The following is a 14,648-nucleotide window of genomic DNA, read 5'->3' as shown; positions in this document are numbered from 1 at the left end:
ATATTTCCTGGTGGAAAGATGCTCCGGTCGATTCCGGGGGCCACAGCGTGCGGGCGAGCCGCCCGATCACGCCGCACGGCTCGGGGGAAGGTCAAGGTGTGGCTTGTACGGTCCGGGCGCCGGCCAGAGTTGGCCGTTGACCGGCCGCGTCGAGGAGCTCCGGTCGATCGACCAGGCGATCCGGCGGTCCGGCGGGGTGAAGGGCGTGGTGTTGGCCGGGGCGTCCGGGGTGGGCAAGACCCGGTTGGCTCGGGGGGCACTGGCCAGGGCGGCCGAGCAGGGAATGGCGACCCGATGGGTGGTCGCCAGCGCGTCGGCGCGGGGCTTGCCGTTGGGCGCGTTCGCGGGACTGCTCGCCACCGTCGGTGAGGACCCCGCCCAGGTACTGCGCCAGGGCGTCGACGCTGTGCTCGCCGGGGCAGGTGGCGGCGACGTCGTGGTGGGAGTGGATGACGCACACCTCCTTGACGAGCTGTCGGCGCTGCTGGTGCAGCAGCTGGCGCTGCACAAGGCGGTCATCCTGGTCGCCACGGTGCGCACCGGCGAGCCGGTCGCGGACGCGGTGAGCGCCCTGTGGAAGGACGGATACCTGACACGGCTGGATGTCCCGGCGTTGTCGGAGCCGGACACCGGGGCGTTGCTGCACGCGGTGCTGGGCGGCCCGGTGGACAGCGCCAGCGTGGCACGCATGTCGGCGCTGACCAGAGGTAACACACTCTTCCTACGACACCTGGTCGGCGGAGAGCTCGAAGCCGGGCGGCTGCACGCGGTCGGCGGGATGTGGCGCTGGTCGGGGGACGTCGCGCTCACCCCGGGGCTGGCGGAGCTGGTGGAGGCCCGGATGGGCCGGCTGTCCAAGCGGGTGCGGGACGTGGTGGACGTGCTCGCCCTCGGCGAGCCCCTGGACGCCGGCCTGTTGGCCCAGCTCACCGCTGCGGCAGCCGTGGAGGAGGCCGAGGCACGCGGGTTGGTGAGCGTGGAACGGGATGGCCGCGGGCTGCGGACGCGGCTGGCGCACCCGCTCTACGGCGAGGTACGCCGCGCGGGCATCGGCACGCTGCGGGGCCGCCGACTGCGTGGTCGGATCGCGACCGCGTTGGCCCGTACCGGCGGGGGAAGCTCGGACGACATGTTGCGCCGTGCCGTGCTCAGCCTCGACTCCGACCTCGAACCCGACCCAGCGCTGCTCACCGCGGCCGCGGGGTACGCCGTCCAGCTGTTCGACCTGCCGCTGGCCGAGCGGATCGGCCGGGCCGCGGTGGCGGCGGGTGGTGGTTTCCAGGCGCAGATGACGGTCGTCGCGGCCCTGAACGGGCTGTGCCGCTACTCGGAGGTCGAGGTCGAGTGGGCGGCGCTCACCGCGCTGGCCGGTACCGACACCGAGCGGGTCCGGGCAACCGTGGCGCAGGTTCATTACCTGATGTGGCTGGCGGAGCGGCCGGCGGAGGCAGCAGCCGTCCTTGACGCGGCCGAGGACCGGGTCCGCGAGGATGCCGCCCGGCTGCAACTGATCGCGATACGGGCGTACCTCGAGGCCGGCCTGGGCCACCCGGCACGCGCAGCACAGGCCGGGGCCATGGCGCTCGCCTGGCCGGGGCTTCCCGACGAGTCGGTAACGCTCGCGAGCTGCGGGCTCGTTGCCGCGCTCGCCGCACTTGGGGGCGTCGACGAGCTCGGCCCGGCTGCCGCGAACGGCCGGATGGCCGCTGCCCGATCGCCCGAGCTGGCGTTCCTCCATGTCCCACTGATGGGGTGGCAGGTGCACGGGCTGCGCTTGGCAGGTTGTGTGCACGAGGCGCTCGCTGTCGCAACGGAGTGTCGGGAGACGACCAAGGGCGTCGCGTTCGCCGTCGAGCTCACCAACATCCTCCTGGCAGAGGCGGAACTCGCCCGGGGGCAGGTGGCCACGGCTCTGCGGTTGCTGCGCGAGGCCCGCGCCGGCCTGGAAGGGGCCGGTAACGCCGCGGGGTTCCTCTATTTCTGCCTGCTGTCGACCACCCGGGGGTTGGCGGTTTCCGGTGACCGCGTCGCTGCCCGGCGGTCCCTCGAAGAGTTGGAGGCACAGCAGCATCCCGCACTGCTGATTCTGCAACCGGAGATGCTGCTGACCCGAGCATGGGTTGCCGCCGCCGAGGGCGCGGTGAGCGAGGCGGTCGCCCTCGCGCAGGAGGCGGCCGAGGTCGCCGCGTCCCGGGGGCAGCTCGCACACGAGGTCCTGGCCTTGCACGCCGCGGTCTGCCTCGGTGACGGCTCGGTCGCCGACCGCCTCGCCGACCTGGCCACCCGCGTGGGCGGCCCCCGGGCGTCGGCCGCTGCGGCGCAGGCCGCCGCGCTCGCCGCCCACGACGGTGACGCTCTCCTCGCCGCCTCTGCCCACCTCGAACAACTCGGCGATCTGCTGGCCGCCGCCGACAGCGCCGCGCAGGCGGCGGTGGCCTACACCCGACACCACCGGAGCGGCCCGGCCAAGGCCGCCGCCGCCCGCGCCCACCGGCTCGCGCAGCTGTGCGACGGCGCTCGCACTCCCGCGCTGGCCGTCGCGACCCGGCCATTGCCGCTCACCGCCCGGGAACGCGAGATCGTCACGATGGCGGCCCACGGCCTGTCCAACCGAGAGATCGCCGATCGACTGGTGGTCTCCGTCAGGACCGTGGAGGGCCATCTCTACCGGGCGGCCACCAAACTCGGCACCAGCAGCCGCGCCGAGCTCGGCACTCTGATCCACCACGACCGAGCCGTGATTCCACCTCCGCGGGCTCGGGTGCGCAGGTCCCAGTAGAGTCGCGCGATCGCTACTTGTGCCCGAGCAGCGAAAAGAGAGATCATCACGCATGCTCGACCCCTCGCCCGAGGACGACCGGACGTCACCGATGCTTTCCACGCCGCATTTCGTCGGTCGTGATCGGGAGATGACGGCGCTTCGGGGCGCCCTGGCCCGGCCACCGGCGATCGTGCTGGTGGAGGGCGAGGCGGGGATCGGGAAGAGCCGACTGCTGCGGGAGTGGCTGGCCGCGCCGGACCAGCACACCGCCCTGGTCTCGGTGTGCCCACCGCTTCGCGAGTCGCTGACGTTGGGGCCGATCGTCGACGCGTTCCGTGGGATCGACCGCCCGGTGTCGCGATTGCGGCTCAGCGAGCTGGCGGGTGCGTTACGGCCCCTGTTCCCTGAATGGTCCTCGGACCTGCCGCCCGCACTGCCGCCCTTGGACGACGCGAAGGCGGCACGGCACCGCCTGTTCCGCGCCCTGGACGAGCTGCTGCGGGCTCTGCGTGTCGACGTTCTCGTGCTCGAGGACGCTCACTGGGCCGACGAGGTGACCTTGGAGTTCCTGCTGTTCGTCACCTCCCGACAGCAATCCGACGGGCCGAGCCTGGTGATCTCCTATCGGCCGGAGGAGGTGGACATCGGGTCACTGTTGCTGCGGCTGACGTCCCGGTTGCCCGCCGGCGTGACCCAGCTGAGGATCGCCCTGGCGCCGATGCGACCCGACGACACGGCAGCGCTGGTGTCCTCGATGCTGGACGGCAACCCGATATCGCAGGAGTTCACGACGTTCATGCACGAGCGGACCGGTGGCGTTCCGCTGGCGCTGGAGGAGTCGGTTCGCCTCATGTGCGACCGTGCCGACCTCGTCTTTCGCGACGGGCAGTGGGTCCGGCTGAAGCTGCGCGAGCTGCAGGTGCCGCCAACGGTGCGCGACTCCACCCGGGAGCGGGTGGGCCGTCTGTCGCCGACGGCGCAGCAGGTGCTGCGCGCCGCGGCCACGTTGGCTGAACGGTCGTCGCTGGCCACGATCGCGTTGACCGCCGGTCTGTCACCGGATGCGTGTCGAGGCGCTGTCGCGGAAGCTGCCGACGCCGGCGTCCTGGACGGAGACGACCGCGGCCGGTGGCGATTCCGGCACGTGCTGGCCGCCACGGCTGTCTACGAAGCGATCCCGTTGACCGACCGCAGACACCTCCACCTGCTGGCCGGTCGCGCCCTGGAGGACATCCATCCGCCGCCGGTCGCACGCCTTGCCCACCACTTCCGTGAGGCGGGCGAGACGCGGTCCTGGGCGCGGTACGCCGAGCAGGGTGCCGAGCTGGCCATGGCCTCGGGTGACCACACCAAGGCCGTCGACCTGCTGGTCGATCTGTTGTCATGGGCGGTGTTGCCGCCGGAGGATCGGGCACGAGTCGCGCGCATCGCCGGAGTTGCCGCACTGGGCCGGCGTGAACCGGTCGACGAGGTCCACCACCGCGTGATCCGCACCTTGCGCTCGGTCCTGGACACCCCCGGTCTGTCCGCCCGCCAGCAGGCCGAGATCCGCAACCCCCTGGGCCGACTCCTGATCACCGGGGGAGAGGCCCAGGCCGCACTCAGCGAGCTGGAGCAGGCGGTGGCCAACCTCGACCATGACCCGGTCGAGGCGGCTCGGGCAATGACCTACCTGGGCTGGGCCTACGCGGGCCCGTGGCCGGCGTCGACCCACCGACGTTGGCTCGATCGCGCCGCCGAGCTCACCGCCGAAATCGATTCTCCCGCGGAGCGGCTGAACCTGGCCGGCAACCGGGCCGCGGCGTTGCTCATGCTCGGCGAAGAGGAGGCCTGGGACGTCGTCGCCGACCTGCCGACCGACGGCGCGAGCTCGACGGAGCGTCTCGACGTGGCCCGCATCCACGCGAATGTCGGAACCGGCGCGCTGATCTGGGGCCGGTACGCCGACGCGGACAAACACCTCACGGTGGCCATGCGCCTCGCCGAGGCCGAGCAGGCGTCCCGGTTGCAGCACAACGTCCGACTCGAACAGGCCAACCTGGCGTGGCTGACCGGCCGGTGGGAGGGTCTCGCGGAGCGAAGCGCGGCACTCGCCGATGCCGACCGGGACCGGCCGGCGCACTACCTCGGCAGCATTCGCCTCGCGGCCCGGCTGGCAGCCGCGGCCGGACGGCGGCGCGCCGCGGAGGAGCAGTTCCGGCGGGTCCTCGAGGAGTCCGCCCGTCTCGGCGCAGCCGACGACACGATGGAGGCCGCCGCAGCGCTGGCCAGACTGTGGCTGACGGACGGAAACAGCGGCCGGGCGCTGCAGATCACGAACGAGCCGATCGACACGGTCCGGAGGAAGGGCATCTGGGTCTGGGCGACGGACCTCGTTCCCGCCCGGATCGAGGCGCACCTCGCCGCGGGCGACCTGAAGGCCGCGACACGCCTGGGCGACCAGTTCGCCAGAGGACTGCGTGGCCGTACGGCGCCTGCGCCTCGCGCCGCGCTCACCGTATGCCGCGCCCTGCTGCTCGCCGCAGCCGGAGACCACGCCCGCGCGGCGACGGCATTCGATCGGGCGGCGCGCGCCTGGAGCGCGTTGCCGCGCCCCTACGACGTCATGCTCGCCCGCGAGCGTCAAGCCGAGGCGCTCATCGTGCAGGGCCAGATCGAGCAGGGCCGAGAGCTGCTGGCCACGCAGTACGAGCACCTGTTCAGGCTCGGAGCCCGCGGCGACGCGGACCGTGTCGCACAGCGGCTTCGCGAACACGGCGCCGAGGTTCCGCGACTGTGGCGCGGCGGCCGGCGAGGGTACGGCGACCAGCTCTCACCTCGCGAGCTCGACGTGGTCCAACTCGTCGTCGCCGGCAAGACGAACCGGGAGATAAGCCGGATCCTGGCCAAGTCGCCGGCCACGGTGGATCAACAGCTCCGTGCGGCGATGCGCAAGCTGAAGGTGACCTCCCGGACCGCTCTCGCGGTCAAGGCGGTGGAGGCCGGAGTGTTCGCAGAAGAGGAAACCCTCGGCGACGCGTCGTGAAAATTGACGTATCCGCTGGATAGCGAGCGGTCACTCGTCCGTCGAGCATGACTGCATGATCCATAGCCGTAGGCCAATGCATGGCTGAGCGACCTGTCTCGCGTGACGACTCCGCCGGCGAGCACCAGCCACCTCTCGAGCTGTCGCGCGAGCCGCGCGTCAGCGCCCCCGGCGCCTCCGACGCCCGCGACGCCGACGGTGCCGACGAGCACGAGCGCCACGACCCCTACCAACCCCTGTAGGCGAAGGACCCCGCATGAGACTCAAAGCCCTCGCGGCTTCGCTGGCCGTAGCGGTCGGCCTGAGCATGATCCAGCCAACACCGGCGTCCGCCGCTGAGCCTGATCCCGGCGCGGCCGCCAACAAGATCGCGTCGGACCTGAAGGATCGCTTCCGCACGCAGCCGGCCTCCGACTTCTGGATCACGTTCGACACCAAGGCCGATCTCGCTCCCGCCAAGAAGATGGCGAACTGGACCGCCCGCGGTCAGTTCGTCTACGACGCGCTGAAAGCGGCAGCGAAGAACTCCGCGGCGTCCGTCTCCGCCGAGCTCGACGCGGCGGGCGTGAAGTACACGTCCTACCCGCTCGTCAACGCCGTGCTCGTCAAGGGCGGCACGCAGAAGCTCGCGCTCGACGTCGCCTCGGTCGGGCAGGTCGCCGAGATCCACGCGACGCCGCAGGTCGCGCTGGTCGAGCCCGTGGACGAGAAGACGCCGGCCGACAAGGCTGCCCGCCCCGCCGCCCCGAAGGCCGCCGCCGAGGCAGGCACCGTCACGTGGGGTCTGGACGCCATCCATGCCCCCCAGGCGTGGGCCATGGGCGCCACCGGCGCGGGCATCACCGTGTCCAACCTCGACTCGGGCGTCCAGTTCGACCACCCCGCCCTGATGCACCAGTACCGCGGCACGAAGCCCGACGGCACCGTCGACCACAACTACAACTGGATGGCCACCCGCGGCACGTGCACGGGCGCACCGTGCGACGACAACGGACACGGCACGCACACCATGGGCACCATGGTCGGCGACGACGGCACCGAGCACGTCGGCGTCGCCCCGGACGCGCAGTGGATCGCGACGAACGGCTGCTGCGACAGCAGCGGCGTCGAGTCGCTGCTCAAGTCCGGCTGGTGGCTGCTCGCCCCGACCGACCTCAACGGGAACAACCCTGACCCGTCCAAGCGCCCCCACGTCATCAACAACTCGTGGGGCCAGACGCTCGAACACAACTTCGACGACTTCTTCCAGGTCATCGACGAGGCCTGGAGCGCCGCCGGCATCTTCAGCGTCTGGTCATCGGGCAACACCAGCCCGTACGCGGCCTGCGACACCGTCTCCTCGCCCGGCTCCGCCGAGAGCGCCTACTCCGTCGGCGCGTACGACTCGGACGGCACGCTCGCGTCGTTCTCCCGCAAGGGTGAGGGTGAGGGTGGCCGGATCAAGCCCGAGATCTCCGCTCCGGGCGTAGCCGTCCGATCGTCCTACCCGAACAACAGTTACGTCGAGATGGCCGGTACGTCGATGGCGGCTCCCCACGTCGCCGGCGCCGTCGCCGACCTGTGGAGCTACGACCCGACGCTGATCGGGCAGGTTGAGCAGACCCGCCGCCTGCTCGCCGACTCGGCCGTCGATGTCGACGACACCGAGTGCGGCGGCACCGCCGACGTCAACAACAAGTACGGCGAAGGCCGGCTCGACCTCGTCCGCCTGCTCGAGCTCGCGCCCCGGCAGGGCGGCACCCTCACGGGTGTCGTCACCGCCGACGGCGCCCCGGTCCCCGCCGCCGACGTGACGATCAGCGGACCGTTCAGCCGGTCCATCGGCACCGACAAGGACGGCCAGTTCACGATCAACCTCCCGGCCGGTGACTACCAGATCAGCACCAAGGTCTTCGGCTACCTGACCGCGACCGCCAACGTCACGATCTCCCTCGGCCAGGACACCTCCGTCAAGCTTCCGCTCACGGCCGCCGCGCGCCACGACATCAGCGGCAAGGTCGTCGACGACAAGAAGCAGCCGGTACCGAACGCCGACGTCTCCGTCAAGGACACGCCGCTGAAGCCGATACGTACGGACTCCAACGGCGCGTTCACGATCGCCGGTGTGCCGGAGGGCCAGTACGGGCTCGCCATCACGCCCAACGCCTGCCTCTCCCCGACGTCCCTCCCGCTGACCGTCGGCACCGAGAACACGTCGCTGGAGATCCCGGTCGGGCGCGTCGTCGACAAGGGCGGCTACAGCTGCGCCGTCTCCGAAGGCGAGTACCTGCGCGGCACCGACCCGGTCGCGTTCACCAGCGGGGTGTGGGCGACGGTGAACCTGCCGTTCCCGATCGCGCTCTACAACGGCAGCCACGACACCCTCGGCATCAGCCTGCGCGGCGTGATCACCCCGGAGGAGGGCACCGGACCCGGCAGCGGCGGTGCGGGCGTCTTCCCGTTCTACGTCCAGACCCCCGTCGAGTTCGCCCCCGGCGGCGGCGTCTTCACGGCGGCCACCAAGGTCGACGGCGAGGACGCGTTCGTCGTCGAATTCCGCAACGCCAAGATCTGGGCCTATCCGATCCGGTCTGAGTACTCGGAGCCGGTCAACTACTCGGCCACGCTCACCCGCTCGGGCAAGGTGATCTTCGGGTACGGCGACGGCATCGGCACCGACGATCCGGTGACCGGCGGCGCCAAAACCACAACCGGCATCCAGGGCTGGGCCGGCGTGGACGGCATCCGGTTCTCCGAAAACGTCCCGGTGCTGCACGACGGGATGATCGTCACCTACGACCTGCCGGACTGGGGCTACCTCGACGCGACAGTCGTCGACAAGAACGACGGGCTGCCGGTGTCCGGGGCCAAGGTCTCCTTCACGAACAAGTTCGGGCTCGTCGAGGCGGTCACGACCAACGGAACGGGCATCGTGCATCGGCAGCTGCCGGTCGCCGACTACACGATGACGGTCGAGGCGCCGAACTACGTGACGGGGTCGTACAACTTCACCCTCGACAAGCTCTACGCGAAGGCGACGGTCGACGCGCGTCTCACCACGGGAGTCGCCGGCCTGAAGGCCGACGGCCTCGACGCCGTGATGGGCACCGACCAGAACGGTGTGGGCTCGCTGACGCTGACCAACACCGGTTCTGCCCCGCTCTCGTACGACCTGGGCGAGGCCGCGCGCCACCCCGAGCTTGACGCCACCGGCGCCACCGCGCGCACCGGGACGGGTGCGGACAGCACGATCGACCTCACCGCGTGGAAGGCCGGTGCGAGCGGCATGAAGCCGTCGAACGCCGACGGCAAGGCTACGACGGCGACCAAGGCGGAAGCACAGGCGGCCGCCAAGGTCGGCCCGACCTCCGGCGGCGACGTCATCACCCGCATCGAGATCCCGGGCACCATCGCGGAGAAGGAGCCCTCCGGCATCGGGTACGACGGTGACGTCTGGGTCCACGACTACATCGAGCGGACCAACACCGCCTACACGGTGACCGGTAAGCCGACCGGCAAGGTCTTCGACGCGTCGTGGAACCCCGCGTACCGGGCGTTCGACATGGCGCTCGACACCAAGACCGGTGACATGTGCCAGATGGAGGACAGCCCGGCCAGCTACATCCACTGCTTCGACCGGGAGACCGGGAAGGAGACCCGGCAGATCAAGGGTGACTGGTCCACGCTGCAGCTGACCGGCCTCGCCTACAACCCGGCGGAGGACGTGTTCTACGTCGGCGGCCGGGCGAACGGCATGATCGGCACCGTCGCCGGCACGTCGCACGACAACGCCGGTGCGCTGCTGTCGTTCTGCGCCCCGCCGCTGCCCGAGGTGATGGGACTGGCCTACAACCAGGCGTCCGACACCATCTGGTACACCGACCTCACCTTCAACAGGCCCACCCGCCTGCTGCAGGTCGACCCCGACGACTGCTCGCTGGTCAACGCGTGGTGGTTCCCGGGCCAGAAGGCGACGCAGGGCGGCGGCCTCGAGACCGACTCGACCGGCGCGCTGTGGGCGGCCGACCAGGTCGCCGATGACGTGGTACTGGTCGACGTCGAGGACGACCTGCTCACCGACCTGCCGTGGCTGTCGCTCTCCTCGACCGGCGGCACCCTCGCCCCGGGTCAGTCGACGACCGTCAAGGTCTCCATCTCCTCCAAGGACGCCAAGCCCGGAGTCCTCGGCGCGAACATCGTCGTGAGGTCCGACTCCGGACGCCAGTCCAAGACGTACGTCCCGGTGACGCTCACGACCACGAAGTACCAGGTGGGCGTCAACGCCGGCGGGCCATCGTTCACCGACGGCTCCGGCTACACCTGGTCCGGCGATCAGGCAGCCGGCAAGGCGGCGTGGGGCTACGACGGGAAGACGAAGGTCACCTCCACGCCGGCCGACATCGCGGGCACGACGGACGACGCCCTGTTCCAGTCGCAGCGCACCACGCCGGACAAGCAGTTGTTCTACCGCTTCCCCGACGCGCCCAAGGGCACCTACGCGATCGACCTCGGTTTCGCCGAGATCGACAACGTGGCCAAGGGCAAGCGGGTGTTCGACGTCCTCGTGAACGGAACGCTGACGGACTACGCGTACGACGCGGCCGCGGTCGTGGGGCCGAACGCCGCCGACTGGCGCACCGCCGTCGTGAAGCACGAGGGCGGTCCGCTGACCGTGGAGCTGCGGGGTTCGAAGGGACTTCGGGCCCCGACCATCGCCGCGCTGCGTGTGACGCTCGACCCGCGCGCAGACACCGCGGAGCCGGAGCCCCAGCCCGAACAGCCGGAGCCGGGTCCCGTGCCGGTGGCCCCCGCCGGTCGCTCGTACTCGATGAAGGTGACCGACGGGCTCTACCGCCAGGGTACGGAGGAGTCCGGGTGGCACGGCGACGACGTCTGCGGCGTGCTGTGGTTCGACTCCAGCTTCCTGTTCCCGTTCTACGACACGGCCTGGGACGGCGTGTGCGTGACGACGAACGGCCAGCTGATCTTCGACCAGGCCAGCGCCGTGGGGAACAACACGGAGCTGCCGTCGCCATACGCGTTCGACGCGATCTATCCGCTCTGGGACGACCTGGTCGTCGACGACGAGGCGGGCATCTACTTCGGCAGAACCGAGGTGGACGGCCTGGCCGCTGAGGTCATCGAGTGGCGCAACGCCACCTTCTACAACGACCAGACGGCTCGCGTGAGCTTCTCGGTCACCCTGATCGCGGACGGACGCATCCAGATCGGGTACGGCGACGGTGTCGGCGGCGACAACCCCCTCACCCGGGGGTCGTCGGCGACGGTCGGTGTGGAGAGCCTGACGCGCAACCCCGCGGGCCAGTACTCCTTCGACCAGCCCGTCCTGAAGGCCGGCCTGGGGCTGGAGTACACCCTCCCGGCCGCGGGCACGATCGAGGGCACCGTCACCGACAAGAACGACGGCAAGCCGATCGAGGGCGCGATCGTCACGCTCAAGGGGCCGAACGGTGAGCGGGTCATCACGGCCGACGCGAAGGGCCGGTGGAAGGCCCAGGCGCTGGTCGGCGAGAACACCGTGGAGGTGTCGTCGCCGAACTACGTCACCGCCAGCCACCGGCTGACCATCGCCAAGAAGGACCAGGCCGAGGTGGTCGACACGGCGTTGACCACGGGCATCGCCACCGTCACCGGAGGTGACCTCGACTGGCTCCTCGACAAGGGCCAGAAGGCGACGGCCGGCGTGACCGTGACCAACACCGGCTCCGCCCCGCTCGAGGTGCGGCTCAGCGAGCAGAAGCGCACCAGCGACGGCGGGCACGAGGCCGCCGACCTTCCGTGGCTGACCCTCACGGGCGCGGCCGCAACCGGCACGGTCACGCTGGCGGCCGGGGAGTCCACCACGGTCACGGCGACGGCCGACAACGCCGGCGTCGAGCCCGGCGTGCTCGTCGGGGACGTGCTCGTAGCGTCGAACGCCGCCAAGGGCGAGGCCCAGCTCAAGCCGGTCCGCCTGGCGACCTCGGCCTACTGGCAGGGCGTCGACGTCGGCGGATCCGGGTACGTCGGCACCGACGGCTTCGTCTGGTCGCCCGACCAGGAGATCGGCTCGCGGCCGTGGGGCTACGTCGGCGGCACGGCGCGTGCCACCAAGGCCGACATCGGCGGCACGGAGGACGACGACCTGTTCCGCACCCAGCGGACCGGCAAGACGTTCACCTACGTGTTCAAGGACGCGCCCGCCGGGACGTACCGGCTCGGCCTCGACTTCGCGGAGATCGAGAAGGTCAAGGCCGGCGTGCGTACCTTCGATGTTCTGGTCGACGGCAAGGCCGTGCTCCACGACCACGACGTGCAGGCGAAGGCGGGTGCGCTGACCGCGGACGTGAACGCGGTCATCGTCGAGCACGCCGGTGGCGATCTGAAGGTCGAGCTCCGCGGCGAGATCGGCGAGCGCGACCCGATCCTCAACGCCCTGAAGGTCCAGCAGGACCCGCGCCTGTGAGATAGCCGAACCGGTCCGCCAGCAGTGGTCAGAGCCTCCTCGGAAAGGATCGCCGGGGAGGCTCTGACCGCGACCAGGCCGGCTACCCGAGCGGCACCTGCACCGCCACATCATGTTTCGGGTAGTAGCTCTCCACCGTGTCGGCGCCGTACTTGGCCTTGAACAGCTCCACCACGTGATTGACCCGGTCGCCCTCGGTGATCGGGGTGGCACTCGAACTCAACGCCGTCCCGTTCGCCGACACCTCGATCATCGGGGTCTGCCGGACGTTCTTGTACCACTGGCTGTCCGAGCCGGTCACCGGGACGAGGAACACGCTGTCCTCGTCCAGCACGAACCACACCGGGTGGGTGATCTGCCGGCCGGTCCGCCGGCCGGTCACGGTGATCTCGACCTCGCGCATCCCGTCCAGCGCGTCCCAGACCGCGTTCGCCACGATTTCCCCCCTTGCGCCCTCTTCGCCAGGCTAGGCGCTCCCGCGCCCGGCCGCCGCGGTTTCCACGACCTCGTCACCGCCCGGTTCGCGGTCCACTGAGGAGACTTTGCCGCTGTTAAGGTTGGCGGGCGGAGCATGGGGACGGGGATGGCACATGGATCAGCCGGCCAGGGAACAGTTGAAGCTTCTGCGCAGACTCGAAAAGGTCATCTCGGAAACCGAGTTCTCCTGGTCGCTGTGCCTGGTGGGCGAGGACCAGTCCCGCAAGCTCAACGAACTGGCCGCCGAACTGCAGCGCCCCTTCTCGTCCACCGGTGACGAGAAACGGATCGTGTCCGGGTACTCGTACTGGGGAATCGAACCAGCGGTCAACTGGCAGCGAGCCTGCACGGACCCCAACTACCCGGTCATGAGGGACGGGATCGAGACCTTCGCCCGGCGCTGGCGGAGCCTGCACTCCCGGCACCACGGCCGGCCCTACCACTACGTCAGCCTCGGCCCCGGCACGGGGGAGAAGGACGCCGTGGTGCTGGCCGACCTCCAGCGGGCGAACCCGGAGATGTACTACGTGCCCGTCGACATGAGCGCGGAGATGCTGCGCCTGGGCCTGAAGCCGATAAAGGCCCTGCCCTTCTTCCGGCAGTTCCGCAACCAACTGCTGCCGGTGCAACTCGACTTCTCGGTCGAGGAGAACGTGGCCGAGCTGAACGAGCTGCGCGACCGCCTCATCGGGGACGAGCCGGTGCTGTTTTCCCTGCTCGGCAACACGATGGCCAACTTCGACGAGGACGTCGACCTGGTCGAGCGGCTGAGCAAGCAACTCCTCCGCCCGCAGGACCGGCTGCTCGTGGAGGTCGCCACCGCGTCGCACCTCGACGACCGCATGGCGCAGCAGGCCGCCCGGGAATACGAGACCAGCTGGGTGTTCCGGGAGTTCGTCATCAGCGCCCTGCGCCAGAACACCGACCTCTCGGTGAACATGAACCACGTCCGCTTCGAGGGGGTGGTCGAGGAGGGGCGGTCCCTGGTCATCAAGGTGATCTACTGCAACCAGTCCGCCGAAGACCTGAAGATCGTGCTCCCGAACCGCAGCGAGGTCCACTTCCCGAGCGGCGACACCATCCGCCTCCTGATCACCCGGAAATACCAACTCAAGGCCCTCGCGGCCGCGCTGGCCAAGGCCGGTCTCTTCGTGGAGAGCGAGGCGTTCACGCAGTTCCAGGCTACGAGAGGGCCCGCCGGTTCGGCATGGACCTCATGCTCCTGTCGAGCACGGACGCCGGCAACGGCCACGACACGGCCGCCCGGGACGTCTTCCGCCGCCCCGGCACATGACGAGCGCACCGGGGCGGCGACCGCGCCCGGCGCCCCTGCCGTCGTGGGTGACCGCACCCCGCACCTGGATCATGCTGGTCACCGCCGGCAGCCTGGCGGTGGCCTTCGTCGTCAGCGCCGTCTGGTGGAGCCGGTCCTCCGGCACGTCGAGCTTCGAGCCGACCGTGCAGGTCCTGGGCCTGCTCGGCGGCATCACCGGCATCGTGGCCGAACGATGGGCGGCCGGCCGGGAGCGGCGCGCCGAGGCCCTTCAGGCCATCGGCGACGAGTTGCACGACAACCGGAAGATCCTGGCCTCGCCGCCCTTCGCCGGGGACGCCGCGCAGCCGGCCCGCCGGCAGGTCTACCCCCGGATGAGCCTGTCGGCGGTGAACGCCGCGCTGTCGTCGGCCGTGCTGTCCCCCCGGCGCGACGAAGGGCTGTCCAGCATGCTCCACGACTGGCGGAACGAGGCGGAGATCTTCAACCACCAGCTCTCCCTCGCCGAGATACTGGCCTTCACCAACGGCTCCGACGACGTGCTCCGTGACCTCTACCAGGGGCTGCACAGCGCCGACGGTCCACTGGAACGCATGCAGGAACATCTCACCGGCCTGCTGGCCACGCTGCCCCGGACCGCGCGGCCTGCCCCTCGATAGGGGCCCGG

Annotated in this window: 6 protein-coding genes and 1 pseudogene; 6 read left to right on the top strand and 1 reads right to left on the bottom strand. The window is 70.5% G+C overall.

What is annotated here, in order from left to right; translation table 11 throughout:
* Positions 1-136 precede the first annotated feature (136 nt).
* The 4 genes from RMN56_RS06145 to RMN56_RS06130 all read left to right on the top strand — a co-directional run bounded on the left by RMN56_RS06145 (position 137) and on the right by RMN56_RS06130 (position 12,231).
* Complete coding sequence (locus RMN56_RS06145) at positions 137-2,779, top strand: helix-turn-helix transcriptional regulator (protein ID WP_313722866.1); 2,643 nt, start codon at positions 137-139, stop codon at positions 2,777-2,779.
* A 52-nt stretch (positions 2,780-2,831) separates the two neighbouring features.
* A complete protein-coding gene (locus RMN56_RS06140; RefSeq protein WP_313722865.1) occupies positions 2,832-5,786 on the top strand; it encodes an ATP-binding protein in 2,955 nt (984 codons plus the stop codon).
* An 80-nt stretch (positions 5,787-5,866) separates the two neighbouring features.
* Positions 5,867-6,028 (top strand): hypothetical protein, encoded by a 162-nt coding sequence (locus RMN56_RS06135; protein ID WP_313722864.1) that lies wholly within the window; start codon positions 5,867-5,869, stop codon positions 6,026-6,028.
* 14 nt (positions 6,029-6,042) lie between these two features.
* The gene (locus RMN56_RS06130; RefSeq protein ID WP_313722863.1) at positions 6,043-12,231 is read left to right on the top strand and encodes a S8 family serine peptidase; all 6,189 of its coding nucleotides are present in this window, start codon (positions 6,043-6,045) and stop codon (positions 12,229-12,231) included.
* An 82-nt stretch (positions 12,232-12,313) separates the two neighbouring features.
* On the opposite strand, the gene RMN56_RS06125 is transcribed toward RMN56_RS06130, so the two are convergent.
* Positions 12,314-12,667: a nitroreductase/quinone reductase family protein gene (locus RMN56_RS06125; RefSeq protein WP_313722862.1), complete on the bottom strand. Its 354-nt coding sequence runs from the start codon at positions 12,665-12,667 to the stop codon at positions 12,314-12,316.
* Between the two features lie 154 nt (positions 12,668-12,821).
* Here RMN56_RS06125 and RMN56_RS32625 point away from each other — a divergent pair.
* Positions 12,822-13,805 (top strand): annotated as a pseudogene (locus RMN56_RS32625) (L-histidine N(alpha)-methyltransferase); the annotation flags it as partial.
* A 244-nt stretch (positions 13,806-14,049) separates the two neighbouring features.
* A complete protein-coding gene (locus RMN56_RS06115) occupies positions 14,050-14,640 on the top strand; it encodes a hypothetical protein (RefSeq protein WP_313722860.1) in 591 nt (196 codons plus the stop codon).
* Positions 14,641-14,648: the final 8 nt, after the last annotated feature.

The organism is Micromonospora halotolerans (assembly GCF_032108445.1).
In the GTDB taxonomy this organism is placed as follows: Bacteria; Actinomycetota; Actinomycetes; order Mycobacteriales; family Micromonosporaceae; genus Micromonospora; species Micromonospora halotolerans.
The sequence above is the reverse complement of the archived record's forward strand: the minus strand, read 5'-3'. Positions and strand labels throughout refer to the sequence as shown.